13 protein-coding genes are annotated in these 15,517 nt (G+C 42.3%); 8 read left to right on the top strand and 5 right to left on the bottom strand.

Annotated features, from left to right (window positions below; genetic code table 11):
• Nucleotides 1-135: 135 nt before the first annotated feature.
• Complete coding sequence (locus IQ230_RS02740; protein WP_193930536.1) at nt 136-681, top strand: NADPH-dependent FMN reductase; 546 nt, start codon at nt 136-138, stop codon at nt 679-681.
• 291 nt (nt 682-972) lie between these two features.
• Complete coding sequence (locus IQ230_RS02735) at nt 973-1,557, top strand: Crp/Fnr family transcriptional regulator (RefSeq protein WP_193930535.1); 585 nt, start codon at nt 973-975, stop codon at nt 1,555-1,557.
• A 44-nt stretch (nt 1,558-1,601) separates the two neighbouring features.
• On the opposite strand, the gene IQ230_RS02730 is transcribed toward IQ230_RS02735, so the two are convergent.
• From IQ230_RS02730 to rppA, 5 genes are all read right to left on the bottom strand, one after another.
• The gene (locus IQ230_RS02730) at nt 1,602-2,741 is read right to left on the bottom strand and encodes a ferrochelatase (protein WP_193930533.1); all 1,140 of its coding nucleotides are present in this window, start codon (nt 2,739-2,741) and stop codon (nt 1,602-1,604) included.
• Nucleotides 2,742-2,883: 142 nt separating this feature from the next.
• Nucleotides 2,884-4,278, bottom strand: a complete 1,395-nt coding sequence (gene mgtE / locus IQ230_RS02725; protein ID WP_193930531.1) for a magnesium transporter — start codon at nt 4,276-4,278, stop codon at nt 2,884-2,886.
• A gap of 135 nt (nt 4,279-4,413) precedes the next feature.
• Nucleotides 4,414-4,731, bottom strand: a complete 318-nt coding sequence (locus IQ230_RS02720; protein WP_228054526.1) for a hypothetical protein — start codon at nt 4,729-4,731, stop codon at nt 4,414-4,416.
• A gap of 79 nt (nt 4,732-4,810) precedes the next feature.
• Nucleotides 4,811-6,088: a sensor histidine kinase gene (locus IQ230_RS02715; RefSeq protein WP_193930527.1), complete on the bottom strand. Its 1,278-nt coding sequence runs from the start codon at nt 6,086-6,088 to the stop codon at nt 4,811-4,813.
• Nucleotides 6,089-6,238: 150 nt separating this feature from the next.
• The gene (gene rppA, locus IQ230_RS02710; protein ID WP_193930594.1) at nt 6,239-6,955 is read right to left on the bottom strand and encodes a two-component system response regulator RppA; all 717 of its coding nucleotides are present in this window, start codon (nt 6,953-6,955) and stop codon (nt 6,239-6,241) included.
• A gap of 102 nt (nt 6,956-7,057) precedes the next feature.
• Here rppA and IQ230_RS02705 point away from each other — a divergent pair, with 102 nt between their 5' ends.
• From IQ230_RS02705 to IQ230_RS02680, 6 genes are all read left to right on the top strand, one after another.
• Nucleotides 7,058-7,444, top strand: a complete 387-nt coding sequence (locus IQ230_RS02705) for a hypothetical protein (protein WP_228054525.1) — start codon at nt 7,058-7,060, stop codon at nt 7,442-7,444.
• A 292-nt stretch (nt 7,445-7,736) separates the two neighbouring features.
• Entirely contained in the window at nt 7,737-9,131 is a 1,395-nt protein-coding gene (locus tag IQ230_RS02700; protein ID WP_193930523.1) for a glycoside hydrolase 100 family protein, read from the top strand.
• Nucleotides 9,132-9,197: 66 nt separating this feature from the next.
• Nucleotides 9,198-10,283 carry a tocopherol cyclase family protein gene (locus tag IQ230_RS02695; RefSeq protein ID WP_193930521.1) on the top strand — a complete coding sequence of 362 codons (1,086 nt, stop codon included), beginning with the start codon at nt 9,198-9,200 and terminating at the stop codon, nt 10,281-10,283.
• A gap of 231 nt (nt 10,284-10,514) precedes the next feature.
• Nucleotides 10,515-11,594: a helix-turn-helix transcriptional regulator gene (locus IQ230_RS02690; protein ID WP_193930519.1), complete on the top strand. Its 1,080-nt coding sequence runs from the start codon at nt 10,515-10,517 to the stop codon at nt 11,592-11,594.
• 159 nt (nt 11,595-11,753) lie between these two features.
• Complete coding sequence (locus tag IQ230_RS02685; RefSeq protein WP_193930517.1) at nt 11,754-14,294, top strand: TonB-dependent siderophore receptor; 2,541 nt, start codon at nt 11,754-11,756, stop codon at nt 14,292-14,294.
• Nucleotides 14,295-14,389: 95 nt separating this feature from the next.
• The gene (locus IQ230_RS02680) at nt 14,390-15,391 is read left to right on the top strand and encodes an ABC transporter substrate-binding protein (RefSeq protein WP_193930515.1); all 1,002 of its coding nucleotides are present in this window, start codon (nt 14,390-14,392) and stop codon (nt 15,389-15,391) included.
• Nucleotides 15,392-15,517 lie beyond the last annotated feature (126 nt).

The following is a 15,517-nucleotide window of genomic DNA, read 5'->3' as shown; positions in this document are numbered from 1 at the left end:
TTTACACAAGTTGACGAAAAAGAACTGTTTAGACATTGCACTCAATCAAGGATTTTGCTCCGAAGATGGATAACCGTATTTAAGTATTAACGAGATTAATTAGCGTTTTAGTAAACTTCTTCAAGGAGCAATTCAATGGTAAAAATTGTAGGAATTGGTGGTAGTTTAAGACCTGACTCTTATAGCCAACTGGCTTTAAGCTTAGCAGCAAGGCGAATTGAGGCTTTGGGTACAGAAGTCGAAGTTCTCGATCTTAGGCAAATGAAATTACCATTTTGCGATGGAGGAGATGACTATTTAGACTATCCTGATGTAGCCAAACTGCAGAATACAGTCAAGCATGCTAACGGCTTAATTTTGGCGACTCCAGAGTATCACGGTAGTGTAAGTGGTGTCCTAAAGAACGCTCTAGACCTGATGAGCTTTGAGCAGCTAGATAGCAAAGTTGTTGGATTGATTAGCGTTCTCGGAGGTCAGTCTAATAGCAACGCATTAAATGATTTGCGAGTCATTATGCGTTGGGTACACGCTTGGGTAATTCCCGAACAAATTGCAGTCGGACAAGCATGGAAAGCTTTCAGTTCTGATGGAAAAATTTTAGATGAAAAACTTTCCCAGCGTTTTGATCAATTTGCTCAGAGTTTAGTAGAAAATACACGCAAGCTGCAAGACGTTGCATAGCGTAAGCTCTGATTGAGGTTATGTGTTTCCTGTTATAGCAATTGGTCATAGTTAACATCATAAAACTTTAGACCAGTTGCTTGCAGGGTATCTTGACTTTGATAATAACAAAATTTTCTATTATAGCTTTATATTCAATTAATCCACAATCGTAATTTTATTGTTTTTTTTGATGAGTTTTGAAATCTACCTAAATATTTCCGTAAAATTACTATTGATTGCCGAAGAAGACTGCAATAGCGTGATAACAGTGTAATAGATGTACTTTTCGTACTGTGAGAGAGTATTGCAATGCCAGACTCAGGTTCAGAGCCTTCTTTACCCTCTACGAAGTACACGTTTCGTCGCCGGAAACAGATTCCTCTTCAAACAGAAGTTTTGTGGAAAATTGAACGCGGGATTGTACGCACGTCTACGTGGACAGAAGATGGTACGTTAATTGTCTTAGGTTATTGGGGAGCTGGTGAAGTTGTAGGGCAAGCAATATCTCGTATTCGCCCTTTTCAGATTGAATGCTTGACTGATGTAGAGTGTAGCGCTTTACCGTCTCATACATGGGGAAACATCTTAGAAGACATTGTACAGCAGATGCAACAAACTGAAGAATTAATCCGGATCATCCGCAGAGAATCAGTTGCACTGAGATTGTGGGAGTTCCTAATTTGGCTTAATAAAAAGTTTGGTTGTGATGTTGAGCAGGGGCGGCAGATAGATTTACCAATTACTCATCAAGACATAGCAGATACAATTGGCTCAACAAGAGTAACAGTGACAAGAATGTTACAACAATTGGCAATAGAAGGAAAAATACTGCGTCAGGGGTGGAGCATTATTCTGTATGATTCTGATTTGTTTGAGATCAGTAGAATTAAGTAAGTTGTTCGGGCAGGCAAGATAGCCTACCCTAAAGCTAGATATTTTTAGTGATGATGGTGTTCGTGGTGATGGTGGTGATGGTGATGCGCCTGTACTGCTGCTAAGTGAGGATTGACTGCGATCGCTTGCTCTGAAAGTAAAGCAGCAATTTGAGGATTAGCCCATTCTGCAGCCATTTTCAGAAAATCAGGGTGGTCGTTCACACAAGGCATTTGCACATAAGTGATATCTTTATGCTGGCGCTGTAGAGCATGAATAATGTGATCGACATCGAGTAAAGTTTCATGATTTTCGGTAGCAAAGCCAATTGGCATAAACACGATCGCTTTAGCACCAAGTTCAATCAAGTTTTTTGCAGCTACTGTCGCATTAGGCTGCGTCCATTCAATCAGCGGCGTGTCATGGTTCAGCCAGCCTACAGAAATCAGAGGATAGCGGTAGATTAATTGTTCTCTGACTTGCTCGTATAGTGCTTCACTTTCTGTAATTCCAGAAGTAAATCCTTTTGCCTTGTGCGGACAGCCGTGATTCATTAGCACGATACCAATTTGTGAAGGTAGGTATGCTGCAGCCAGATCGCTAGCAATTTTTTCCTCAACAAGACGTGCCATTAAACCAATATAGGCAGATTCATTGTAAAAAGAGGGAATATAACGTTGAGCTTTGACCCAGTGTTCTTCACCGTCAGTCAGTGCTAAAGCTTTGTTGACTTGTTCAACTGCGATCCCGCTTGTGAAAATTGAATCAACAACGAGTAAGGGGTAAATCAGAATTTTGTCAAATCCTCGATCTTTAATCTCGGCTAAGACTTGTTCTGGGAGAAAGGGCGCGCAGAAGTTAAATGCTTTGAATACTTGAACGCGATCTCCCCACTGTTGTTGCAAGTGCTTTTCAATACCTGCGCGTTGCTGTTCAAAAATGGCATTATGAGGTGAGATAAAGTGATCGTGTTGATGATCCCACTCATGGCGATCAAACAGCGCTAGTACTTTAGCTAAAGGTGGATAAATCCATGTTGGTACTGGGGCAAATTTAGCGGTCAGTAAATTTAAAGCTTGTTCGTTGTAGTTAGCAAAATCTTCGTAACTTTCGACTTCGCCGTAGCCCATCAGCAAGACGGCAACTCGGTCATTGCTAGAATGAGCAGATACTTGTTGTTGCTGTTTTTCAGGGATGGCAACCAATTTACATTCCTCGATGAAATTAATATGTAAACTTTTTAGTACGGTAGGTACTCAAAGCGCTCAACGATGCTGTCCATAGCTCACTAAGTACCGACACTATACCTAGGTTAACATCCCCATAGGGGGCATAGTTGCGCAAGCTTTACAATCCTAGAATTATCCGTGCTGTCCACAAATAAATTAAGACACCCAAAACGTCAACTGCAGTTGTAATAAATGGTGCTGACATCAAAGCGGGATCGAGTTTAAGGGAACGAAACAAAAAGGGTAGCGCTGAACCTGCGAAAGAAGCCAAAATAGCAATGGCAAATAAACTCACTCCCACTGCGATCGCCACAGCAAGATTACCCTGAAGAAAGTAAGCCCACACTGTAACGACAACCGCTAGCATGACTCCCAAAACTACGCCGGCAAGAGTTTCCCGCGATATGACTCTGAGAAACTTGTTAATCTGTACTTCGTTAGTACTCAATCCACGAATAACGACTGTAGAAGATTGCGCCCCCACATTACCACCAGTGCCAATTAATAAGGGAATAAACGCTGCTAGTGCCACAACTTGTTCGAGAACTTCTTCTTCGTTTTGAATGACGATTGCAGTTGCAGTATTTGTAATCAATAGAACTAATAACCAAACGACACGCCTACGCGCAACAGTAAATAAGTTAGTTTGAAAATAATTACCACCACCAGCTTGAACGCCACCTAAAGTATAAATATCTTCGGTAGTTTCTTCTTCTAAGATATCGATGACATCATCAACAGTCACGATCCCAACTAAGCGTCGTTCGGCATCTACAACGGGTACGGCTAAGAAGTCATAATCTTTGATGATACGCGCAACTACTTCTTGATCAGTTTCGGTGTAGACGTGCACAGAATCCCGTGTCATGATCTCGCCAATAGTCTGATCGGGTTGGGCTGTCACAAGATCCCTAAGTGATAGGATACCTACAAGTCTTCTTGCTGCATCTGAAACGTATAAGTAATAGATAGTTTCAGTCACATTAGCAACACTGCGAATGCGCTCTAATGCTTGAGCCACAGTCATTCCCTCTTTGAGAGAAATATACTCTGGGGTCATAATCCGCCCAGCAGTATTAGGTTTATAGCCTAAAAGTAAAGAAGTTGCTTGTCGTTCTTCAGGACTTAGTTGCGTTAGCAGTCGCCGGACAATTTTTGCAGGCAATTCATCAAACAGACGTGCCCGATCGTCAGGTGACATTTTGTCAACAATATCCAAGACATCTTGATGTTTGAATTCTTCAATCAGCTTTTGTTGAATAATCGGATCGAGATACTCATAGACTTCTATTGCCTCATCTTTAGAAAGCAAGCGAAATGCGATCGCCTGCATGGCTTCTGGTAAACCTTCAATCGCCTCTGCAATGTCTACAGGTTGTACAGGGACAAGTAAAGTTTTAGCACCTTGAAAATTTTGCTGCTCTAATAGCGCCTGTAACTGCATACGAACTAACTCTCGTAGTTCTTCCCGCGACACAGTTTGAGGGTGATTAGCGTTGTAGTCTTGAGTCAAGGTGAACCTCCTCTTGAGTCAAATAAAGTGCGCAGCTATATCAGCGCAAGGCTTAATAACTTGACAGAATTGCAAAGATATAATTGAAGATTAAGCAACTACCCTTTTGATAGCGAGGATGTTCGTTGTTTACACTTATCCCTTTACTAAATTACTCAATAATGGGTTTTCTAGGATATTAAATTGCAGCAATAATACAACGACAATCGTGTAAACTGTAGAGGAAATTAAGCCAATCAGCAAATCTTTCTTGAGATTTCGTTCTGATTTTTGTAGAACATCAGCAGCTCCAAATTGCATCAGTAGAAAACCGGCAATATTAGAAATCCAGTAGCCTACTATCGAAAAAGGCAAAAATAAATCTGCATTGAATAGACTAAAAATATAACCAAAAAAATAAGCAATTGGTAAATTAAAAAACAAGTCGTTCCACCAAGACAGTGGCGATAGCATATATCCCAAAATAAAAATAAGACTCCCTCTGAACTTACTCAACATTAATCACGATCCTTGTGACAAGAAAATGACAGGTTTATGACATTATGAGGGGTAATTTGATTGTAAAAGTAGATCCTTGGGCATAAGTACTACTAACATTAATCTGCCCACCATGAGCTTGCACGAGTTGCTGTGCGATCGCAAGTCCTAAACCGAAACCACCACTTTTTCTAGTGCGTTCGGTATCAACACGATAAAATCGTTCAAAAATATAAGGCAAATCTTCACAAGGAATGCCAATACCACTATCTTCAACTGCGATTTCTGCCCAACGCGATCGCACAGCAAGACGCAATTGCACTTTACCACCAGCAGGAGTATACTTAAAGGCATTATCTAGCAAATTCATCACTGCCTGGTGAATCAAACTATAATCTGCAAGGATTTTGACTGGATACGGTGGCAAGTTTGTCGTAAAGTTCAGTGCATTTGCATTGTTTTCTACTTGGTATCGTGCTATTTCCTGTAGTAATTGAGCTAGGTCAATTTCTTGTAAAGATTCAGGCGCAGCAATTCCTTGCTGTCGCGCTAGTAGTAATAAATTGCTAACCAAGGTACTCATTGATTTAGCAACTTCGACAATCTTTTCTAGACGGAAACGTTGCTGAGAACTATCTTCTGACAGTAGTCCAACTTGTGCATTGCTGAGAATTGCTGCAAGTGGTGTACGTAGTTCGTGGGAAGCATCGGCAGTAAAGCGTTGTAATTGAATGTAAGCTTGACGAATTGGCTGCATTGCTAATCCTCCCAAAAACCAACCCGCCAATGCAATGATGAATATTGTTACTGGTACTGCTAAAGCTAAAAATAACCGTAATTGACTAAGCGAATCTTGTGCAGCGGCTAAAGGCGTTGCAATTTGCAAATAACCAAGAACCGTATCATTTTTCTCGACAACTAATGTCACTTGACGCAGCCAAGGCTGAAGCTTATTCGGTGTTGAGTATTCAGCGTTTTTAATCGTATGAAAACCAATAGCTGTTGTTAGTTGTGATGGTGGTGGTGTGCCAAAAAAACGGACAATTTGCTTTTGGGAGTCATACCAACGGGCATAAACTAATTCTGTATCTTCTGGTAAGGGATTATTACCTAACCAGGGAACATTTTCTAGGTCTACTCGCCGTTCTCCTTGTTCAAGGCGATAATCTACATTAGCAGCGATCGCCCGCGTTTTTTTGTAGAGTAGGCGATCGACAACTTCAAGTTCATCTTCAACTTCCTGATAATAGACAACAGTAGCAAAGATAACTAAGATACTTCCCATCGAAAGAGTAAACCAACGTGCTAAATTTCGACGACTGCGGTTGAACATGACTAGAGATCAGGGGTCAGGGAGTTAAAGAAGTAGAGGGACAGCAGGTAGTAAGGTAGTAGAATATGAGGGAAAAATAGCAATTAAATCTCTCAATCTCTACAACTCGCCAACTCTCTCACACGCCCACACTTCTATTCTCTTATCCCACTAGTCACTAACTCCTAACCCTGCGCTTTGTATTTCTCTTTCTTCTTCCGGTGGATTTAAGCGATACCCCATACCATAAATTGTTTCAATCCAATCAGCCGCATTAATGCTTTGTAACCGCTGACGTAGTCGGCGGACTAAGGTTGTAACTGCATTACTTTCCGGTTCTGTACCCCATTCCCAAAGCGCTTCTTCAATTTGATCGCGGGTGAGTACTTGACGGGGATGGCGAAAAAAGTATTCTAGTAACTGAAATTCTCGTGTAGATAGTTGCACGGTTGTATGATTGCGTTCGACGGCAAGACTATTGAGATGTAATTGCAAGTCTGCCATCCGTAGCGTATCGCTTTGCCATAATGGCGATCGCCTACCTAAAGCTCGAACTCGTGCTAGAAGTTCCATAATATCCGTAGGCTTGACTAGATAATCATCTGCGCCAGCATCTAAACCTGTGACTTTATCTGCTGTAGTATCCTTTGCTGTTAGCATCAATACTGGTGCTGTTTTACCAGCTTGGCGAAACTGTTGACATAAACTTAAACCACTGACACGCGGTAGTAGCCAATCCAAAATGAGTAAATCGTATTCTTTTTGAGATAATAGCCACTGTGCCGTTTCCCCATCTTCAACACCATCGACAATATGTCCAGCTTGCGACAAAGCAGCATAAAGTGGTTCTAATTGCGCGGGGTCGTCTTCTACGAGTAAGATTCTCATATAGCGCGATCGCCTACGAATGATGCACATAGTAAGTAAACAACACTCCAGCGTACGTCTGTCACCGGAAAGATTGTTACAAGATTCCTTTTGCGTCGCCGTATGATTTCATTTCGCTGGTTCAGAGCATTATATACACTTGGGCTAGAGTTTTGGCTAGCGCTACCTCTTCTTGGATGTGCCTTCTGGTTTGCCACGAGTGTGTTGACAGATCATGTACTGAGTCGTCCCTATGGTACAACGACTCAACTCGAAGCTGATACTCAACTTGAAGTTCATCTTTCTGTCACTGTCGTCGTTATTCAAGCTGAAGTCGATCGACAGCAAGGATTTACGAAAGTTGAAGTGATGACAAAAGATTCTGTATTGAAAAAGCTAGATTTCATTTTTCCCGTTACTGACTTTGACCAACTTGAAGCTACGATTGCTCAAGAACTCGGACTTTCACGCGAAAATGTCCGGAGATTGGTGCGTTATCAAGTTAGATAAAATAGAGTTTGCTTTTAGCAGATATATAAAAATGGTAACGGGTAACAGGTAATTAGTCGCATTTACTGTATTTATAAGTGGGTAAAAACAAACAAAAATGACAAGCTGTTGTAGGTCAATGGTTAGCAGAGCAACAATTAACCATTACGATTAACTATTAACAAAACAAAAAAACGCAATTCATAATTATACCCACCTACCTAGCTATTTATACTACCAATTGGAGATGAATAAGTTCTACTAAATAAGATAAAAGGTTGTCTATTCGCGATTGTTGATATTTTTTAGAAAAATGACAGCTAGCCAAAAAAGTGATGAACTTATTCAACAAGCAAGAGAATTACTAGATAAATCAATTCTTCGCTATCAGGGGCGTCCTGTAGGGACGATAGCGGCTAACGATCCTGAGATGGATGCTTTGAATTACGATCAGTGCTTTGTCCGTGATTTTGTTGTATCGGCGATCGCGTTTTTAACTGAGGGAGAAGTAGAGATTGTCCGTGATTTCTTGATTATTACGCTGAAACTACAAAGCCATGAAAAGCAAATGGACTGTTTTCGTCCAGGTCCAGGGTTAATGCCTGCAAGTTTTAAAGTAGAATGCGTTGACGGCAAAGAACACTTAATTGCTGATTTTGGCGAACATGCGATCGCCAGAGTTCCTCCAGTAGATTGCTGTTTGTGGTGGATTATCCTGCTACGGGCTTATGTTAAAGCAACAGGAGATATGGCTTTAGCCCATCAAGCCGATTTTCAAGAAGGAATTAAACTGATTCTCGATCTGTGTTTGGTGCATCGGTTTGCTATGTACCCCACAATGCTAGTTCCCGATGGTGCTTTTATGATTGACCGTCGGATGGGCGTTTATGGGCATCCTTTAGAAATTCAAGTGTTATTTTATGCGGCTTTACGTGCGGCGAAAGAGTTACTATTACCTGATAACAATGGTGATGAGTATTTAAATGCTGTAAAATATCGCTTGGGCACTTTAGGCTATCACGTCCGCGAATATTATTGGTTGAATTTGCAACGATTAAATGAAATTTATCGTTTTTCTGGTGAAGAATTTGGGCAAGAGATTGCTAACAAATTTAATATTTATGCTGATTCTATTCCTGCTTGGTTAACAGAGTGGTTGCCAGAAAATGGAGGCTATTTAGCGGGGAATCTAGGACCAGGAAGAATGGATTTTCGCTTTTTTGCTTTGGGAAACTTGATGGCAATTTTAATTTCATTAGCTAGTCAAGAAGAATCTCAGCAAATCATGAATTTGATAGAAGATCGTTGGCAAGATTTAGTAGGATATATGCCAATGAAAATCTGTTTCCCTGCTGTCGAAGGCGCAGATTGGCGGATTGTTACCGGATGCGACCCCAAAAATCGACCGTGGTCGTATCATAATGGAGGAAACTGGCCTATTTTATTATGGATGTTGACTGCTGCGGCAATCAAAACAAATCGTCAAGAAATTGCTCATAAAGCAATCGCGATCGCAGAAGAACGCATCGGTAAAGATCGATGGCCCGAATACTACGATAGTAAAAATGGGCGGTTAATCGGTAAAGAATCAAGAAGATATCAAACTTGGAGCATTGCTGGATATTTAGCAGCAAAAGATATGATAGATAATCCAGCATTAATTGAATTAATGAGCTTTGATGAAAATCCTGAGTTTTTAACTTGTTAAACTACTGTAGGAATAGATAAAGAAAATTTCCTCAAAAGGGTAATCAGCCGCGCATACTGGTATTTTATGTCTAGTATTCCCAAATCTCATAACTCAACGCAAACACCACATAGTGGTTATCACTGGGATGGTAGCGATCGCCGTTTCTTTGAAGGTTGGTATTACCGCGTAACTTTACCTAATTGCGGGCAGACGTTTGCTTTCATGTACTCTATTGAAGATCCGATTGGTGGTAAACCTTATAGTGGCGGTGCAGCCCAAATTTTAGGTCCCGATGATGAATATCTGTGGCGGACTTTTCCAGATGTGCAGGGCTTTTGGGCAAATTCATCTAAACTCGAATTAGGACATTGGGGTAAAACTGATTTACGCACCCAGCCAACATTATTACTTCCCGATGAATTTGATAGTCGCATAAAAGAAGGCTACCAAGCTACAGCCACACTTAATCAGGGAATTATTCACAACCCTGCAACTGGATATTGTCGTTGGGAGTATGAAATTAAGCCAGTATACGGTTGGGGAAATAAAGGCGAACTGCAACAATCAACGGCTGGTTTATTGTCATCTTTGCCTATTTTTGAACCTGGATGGCAGATTCTGATGGCACACGGGCTAGCTTCTGGTTGGATTGATTGGAACGGTAAGCGCTACGAATTTACTGACGCCCCCGCTTATGGAGAAAAAAATTGGGGTGGTGCTTTTCCCAAAAAGTGGTTTTGGGTGAATTGCAATTGTTTTGAAGGCGAACCTGACTTAGCTTTAACTGCTGGTGGCGGTAGACGAGGTGTGTTGTGGTGGATGGAATCGGTGGCGATGATTGGCGTTCACTATCAAGGGAAGTTTTATGAATTCGTCCCCTGGAACTCTCAAGTCTCTTGGCAAATTCAGCCTTGGGGTAGATGGCAAATGCAAGCCACTAACTCTGAATATGAGGTAACAGTGACTGGAACAACAGATCTGCCTGGAACTCCTTTACGTGCGCCAACTGAAGAGGGTTTAATTTTTGCGTGTAAAGATACGATGCAGGGTGAGGTGAAATTAGAGTTGCGATCGCGTTATTCCAATCAATCAATTATTACTGCATATAGTTCTATATGTGGCTTAGAAACTGGTGGTAATCCTTGGGATACAACTTGGTACTCTAGTTAAAACGCTATGTTTGACAAACCAGTACCCAATACTATGCGCGATCGTCTGCAACCAACTTGCTTCACAATTAGGAGAGTACGCTGCAGATAAATCAAAAAGAGGCTAAAAATGCCTTTCAAAACTCTATAAATATTGGCATCGTCTATTTCTAAGTCGAGGATATATCTTGATCGTCCTCTTATGCGAGAATATTAAGAATAATTCTCAACTAAAGTACGTTCTTAAATACTCATGCCTGTTTCTTTGTCTGCTGACGCCCACCAAAAACTGTGGGAAAGTCACAAGTCACAAATCATTGATCCATTTGATGTAATTCAACAATGCCCTCCACAATTGGGAAAGGGGCAGCGGCGATGGATTCATCTCAGGCAAGGAATCTTACTGCTAATCCACGATTATGAATTGCACGATCATCTCTGGCTGGAAGGAGAGGAGCCAAGGGAGGATTATCCTTGGTTAGAGTTTGGGTTTCAGCTTTCGGGATACTGTTTAGGAGAGAATGGGGATATCAGAGGTGCAGATGAGTATTTTATTTGTGTTAATGGAGTTTCTGATGACACCACGCAACGGTTAGCAGGACAACAAACCCTGCAAGTTGACATCCATTTTACACAGTCTAGTATTGTACAGGAGTTCATAGCTGATCGACTTGATCGCCTGCCCAGTGCTATTAGGCATTTGTTTGAAGCCCTCGCAGATTCTAATACTGCGTCTCTTCCTAGCTCGTTCATTCAACTGTGCAATGACATTGGTCAGCAGTATGCAGATTTACGCTTAACACTGACACCCGACATGCAGCTTGCTCTACAACAGTTGCTGCATTGCCCTTATCATAGCCTAACTAAGCAACTTTATCTTGAAAGTAAGTCCTTAGAGTTAGTCGCATTGGCATTAGAGCAATTTGTGGAGCAGGTGGCGGACCCTCATCCTTACCTACGTTCTGTTCAAGGGTTACGACCAGATGATATTGAACGCATTTATCAGGCAAGGGAAATTTTACACCACAACTTAGAAAATCCACCCTCTTTGATAGCTTTGGCACGACAGGTTGGATTAAATGACTACAAGCTGAAGATCGGATTTCGGCAGGTTTTTAAGACCACTGTTTTTGGTTATCTCCGAAATTGTCGTCTAGAACAGGCGCGACAGCTTCTAACTGAACAGCAAATGAGCGTTACAGAAATTTCCAACGCTGTTGGCTATACTAGCCTCAGTTCGTTTAATGCTGCATTTCGGAAGAAGTTTGGATTTAATCCCAGTGCTTGTTTGGAGCGATTGTCACGACCGATGTCCATTACTGTGCGCTCCTAGCCAAACAAAGATCCGTCTCGAACAAATAAAGATCCGTTTCAAACAAGTCTCTCAGTCCTCAAACTCGGTATCTTAATGAAGCTAACTTAAGAAAATTTCTTGATAGTGAGTGCTGCAAGGCGGGTAACTGCATCTTGCAATATGAGGTTGTGAGGAGCTATGTGGAGAACATTTCAACAGTTCATGGCGATGTGTGTGCTTGGTGCTGGATTTATTGCTGTTGAAGTTGCACAGGCAATCGAGGCAAAGTACATCAGCGAATCTCACAAGAACCTGTTAATGGTAGCCAATTCGACCTTGATGAATGAGCAAAAGCAATCGTCAAAAACCCTGGGCAAAAGGCTCACTCAAGCTAATGCTCCTATTCAGGTAATTGACATTCAACTCAATCGAACCACAGCAGGCTTAGATATCATTTTGGACGCAGGCGGACGACCGTTTCCTGCAGCGACAAGCTCGGTGTTAGGAAATGCGATAGTTATAGATATTCCTGATGTCACCCTGACTTTACCCACAAAAGAATTTCAGAGCGTTAACCCAGCTGAAGGGATAGCGTTGATTACAGTCACTTCACAAGCAACTGGAATTCGGATGACTATTACAGGTTCTGAGAGTCCACCCACAGTTGATCTAACGGTGGCTCAAGGCTTAGTCGTGAGCGTAATGCCCCAAATCGCATCAGAGCCACTCCAGGAAGAAATTCAAATTGTGGTGACAGGCGAACAGGAAGGCAGCCGTTACTTCGCTACCGATGCGACTACTGCCACTCGGACTGAGACTCCTTTGCGGGATATTCCCCAATCAATTCAGGTAATTCCTCAAACTGTGCTAGAAGATCAACAAGTTCTGCGCTTAGATGAGGCCGTTCGGAATACGGCAGGAGTAATTGCAGGCAATCAACGAGCGGGAGACACCGAAACTTTCACTATTCGTGGATTTAACAATTCTGCCATTCTGCGCGATGGGTTCCGGCAGTTTACCTTTGGTGGCATTCAAGAAACGGCAAACCTGGAGCAAATTGAAATTCTCCGAGGATCTGCCTCTATTCTCTATGGAGCCGCAGAGCCAGGAGGGGTGATTAATCTAGTAACTAAACAACCTTTGTCTGAACCATTCTATGAAATTGAGGGACTGGTTGGCAGCTATGGCTTGATCGAGCCTCGGATTGATCTATCAGGACCATTGACAGCAGATGGCAATTTACTCTATCGATTGAACGCACTGTACCGACGCGCAGATAGCTTTCGTGACTTCGATCAAGAGTTTGAGCGGTACTTCATTGCCCCCACTGTTAGTTGGCAAATTAGCGATCAGACTAATCTTACTGTCGAATTGGAATATCTAGATAACACTCAACCTTATGATCGCGGCTTGGCTGTCTTGAATGGAGAAGTCGTCGATGTGCCATATAGCCGTATCTTTCACGAACCGGATGATTTTATTCAAACCGACGAATTTAGAATGGGCTATCAACTGGAACATCGGTTCAGCGATCACTGGAGCATCCGCCATGCTTTCCGATATGCCAACACTGATTTGTTTTTGCGGGCAGTGGACTTAGACAGCGTGGATGCTGAAACGGAACAAATCAATCGCAGTTTCCGCAACTTTAATATTTATGAGGAAGCATATGATGCACAAGCCAATGTAGTTGGCAATTTTTCCACAGGTTCATTAGAACACGAACTATTAGCAGGAATTGATTTTCGCCGCCGCTATGAAGATCTCGATTTAAAACAGGCATTTGATCCACCATTAGCTCCTCCAGCAATCAGTATTTTTAACCCAGAGTATGGCTATTCCAGACCAGATGCAGCTGACGTTCCTGTATTGTTTAATGGGCAAACCCAGATCGAACAATGGGGATTTTATCTGCAAGACCTGATTGCAGTGACCGATAATGTGAAGCTATTGCTAGGAGGACGTTATGACGTTGTGGATCAAACCTCATTTTCAGATGATACCGCAGATCAACAAAATCAAGGCGCTTTTTCGCCGCGTGTTGGCATTGTTTATCAACCCATTGAACCGTTATCCTTCTACGCTAGCTTTAGTCAGTCGTTTTCTCCCAACTTTGCTCTAGCTGCCGACGGCGCGCTTTTGGCACCCGAACGGGGAACTCAATTTGAAATTGGCGCTAAAGCAGAGCTATTTGACAATCGCTTGATTGCAACTCTAGCGTTGTACAATTTGACCAAAAGCAATGTCGCCGTTTCCGATCCTAATAATTCAAGCTTCTCAGTTGCACTCGGCGAACAGCGCAGTCGCGGCGTTGAACTGAACGTAATCGGTGAAATCTTGGCAGGATGGAACGCGATCGCATCCTATTCTTACATAGATGCAGAAATTACTGAATCTTTCGATGACATTCCTGAAGGCGGCAGACCGCCTAATGTTCCGCAGCATAGTGCTAGCTTGTGGACAACGTATGAAATTCAAAGTGGAGATTTACAAGGATTGGGATTTGGTTTGGGGCTGTTTTTTGTGGGCGATCGATTTAGTAACGAGGCAAACACGATTAATTTAGATCGCTATCTACGAACAGATGCCGCAATTTATTATCAACGGGATAACTGGAACCTTGCGCTCAATTTCAAAAACATCTTCAACGTGGAATACATTCGTTCTGGACTAGGAGAGTTGCAAATCAATCCTGGAGAACCTTTTACAGTGATTGGCTCAGTGAGGGTGCAATTCTAGCTTAAATCTGATGTTTTAGCCTAACTTTAATTGTGTTGAAGCGGATCAGACTACTATTGACGCTATTTTTACTTGGGTTGTGCATAGCCCTGTTTATGGCTTGCGGACGTGCATTGGATGGCGCAACTCATAACCTTGACACAACCTCTAGCAAAACTGACTGTCGCAGCGTGCAACATGATGCAGGACACGCAGAAATTTGTGGACAACCTCAAACAATCGCTGTCCTAGGACCTCATGCCTTAGATTTATTGCTGTCCCTTGATGAACAGCCAGATGCCTATGCTGATGTATTTGTAATTCACACGGGCAGAGTTTTTGATCGTCCCAATCAGCAAATTCCCTACTTGGGCGATCGCATTACCACACAACCAATCAACCTTGGTAATCGAGATCAACCATCCCTGGAAACTCTTTATGCACTACAGCCCGACTTGGTGCTTGGGGAAACAGGGGGAAGTCAAGCCACCTATGAAGCACTCTCTCGCATTGCGCCAACCATTCTCTGGGATGTGCGAACGCAACGAGGCAAGTGGCGACACAATATTCGACAATTGGCGCAAGCATTGGGGGATGAAAAACGAGCAGATCGCGCGATTGCGACCTATGAGCATCTAGTTAAAGAAGCTCGCAAAGCACTTGCCCCAACCGTTGTGACTCATTCTTCTGTATTGCTTTTGGGGACAAACCAACTTTCTCACTCAATCACTGCAATTACTCAAAATAGTTATCTTGGCGAACTGTTTGAAGGACTGGGTTTTGAACTTGTATCAGTGCCTCACAACCATGGAGAACCCTCGACGGAGATTTCTCTGGAAGTATTGCCCAATTTGGCAGCAGATACTATTTTTGTCTTGGGTCACGATCTCAGTGCTGGGAATGAAGCCCAATCCTTATCTAGTGGGGTACTCGATCGCGTTCTTGATCGCCAAATCTCAACTACTGAAAAAAGCTGGAATGAAAATGCGATCGCTCAATCTCTGCCAGCCAGTCAGCGCGATCAAGTTTATTTTGTTACCTACTATCTATGGAATGGTTTAAACGGTCCAATTGGAGCAAAGCTAATTCTCGATCAGTTGAATCGGCTCCTACTTTGATGACTAGTCGTTCTTGCTTATTCATTAGACCTCCTGCATGAATACTTTATATGTCATCTTGAACCCTTCGCTATCGCTCAAGGGTAAACTCCGTGAAGTGTTTTGTTCAGAATGACATAGATAATT

It is taken from the genome of Gloeocapsopsis crepidinum LEGE 06123, from assembly GCF_015207655.1.
GTDB lineage: Bacteria > Cyanobacteriota > Cyanobacteriia > Cyanobacteriales > Chroococcidiopsidaceae > Gloeocapsopsis > Gloeocapsopsis crepidinum.
The sequence above is the reverse complement of the archived record's forward strand: the minus strand, read 5'-3'. Positions and strand labels throughout refer to the sequence as shown.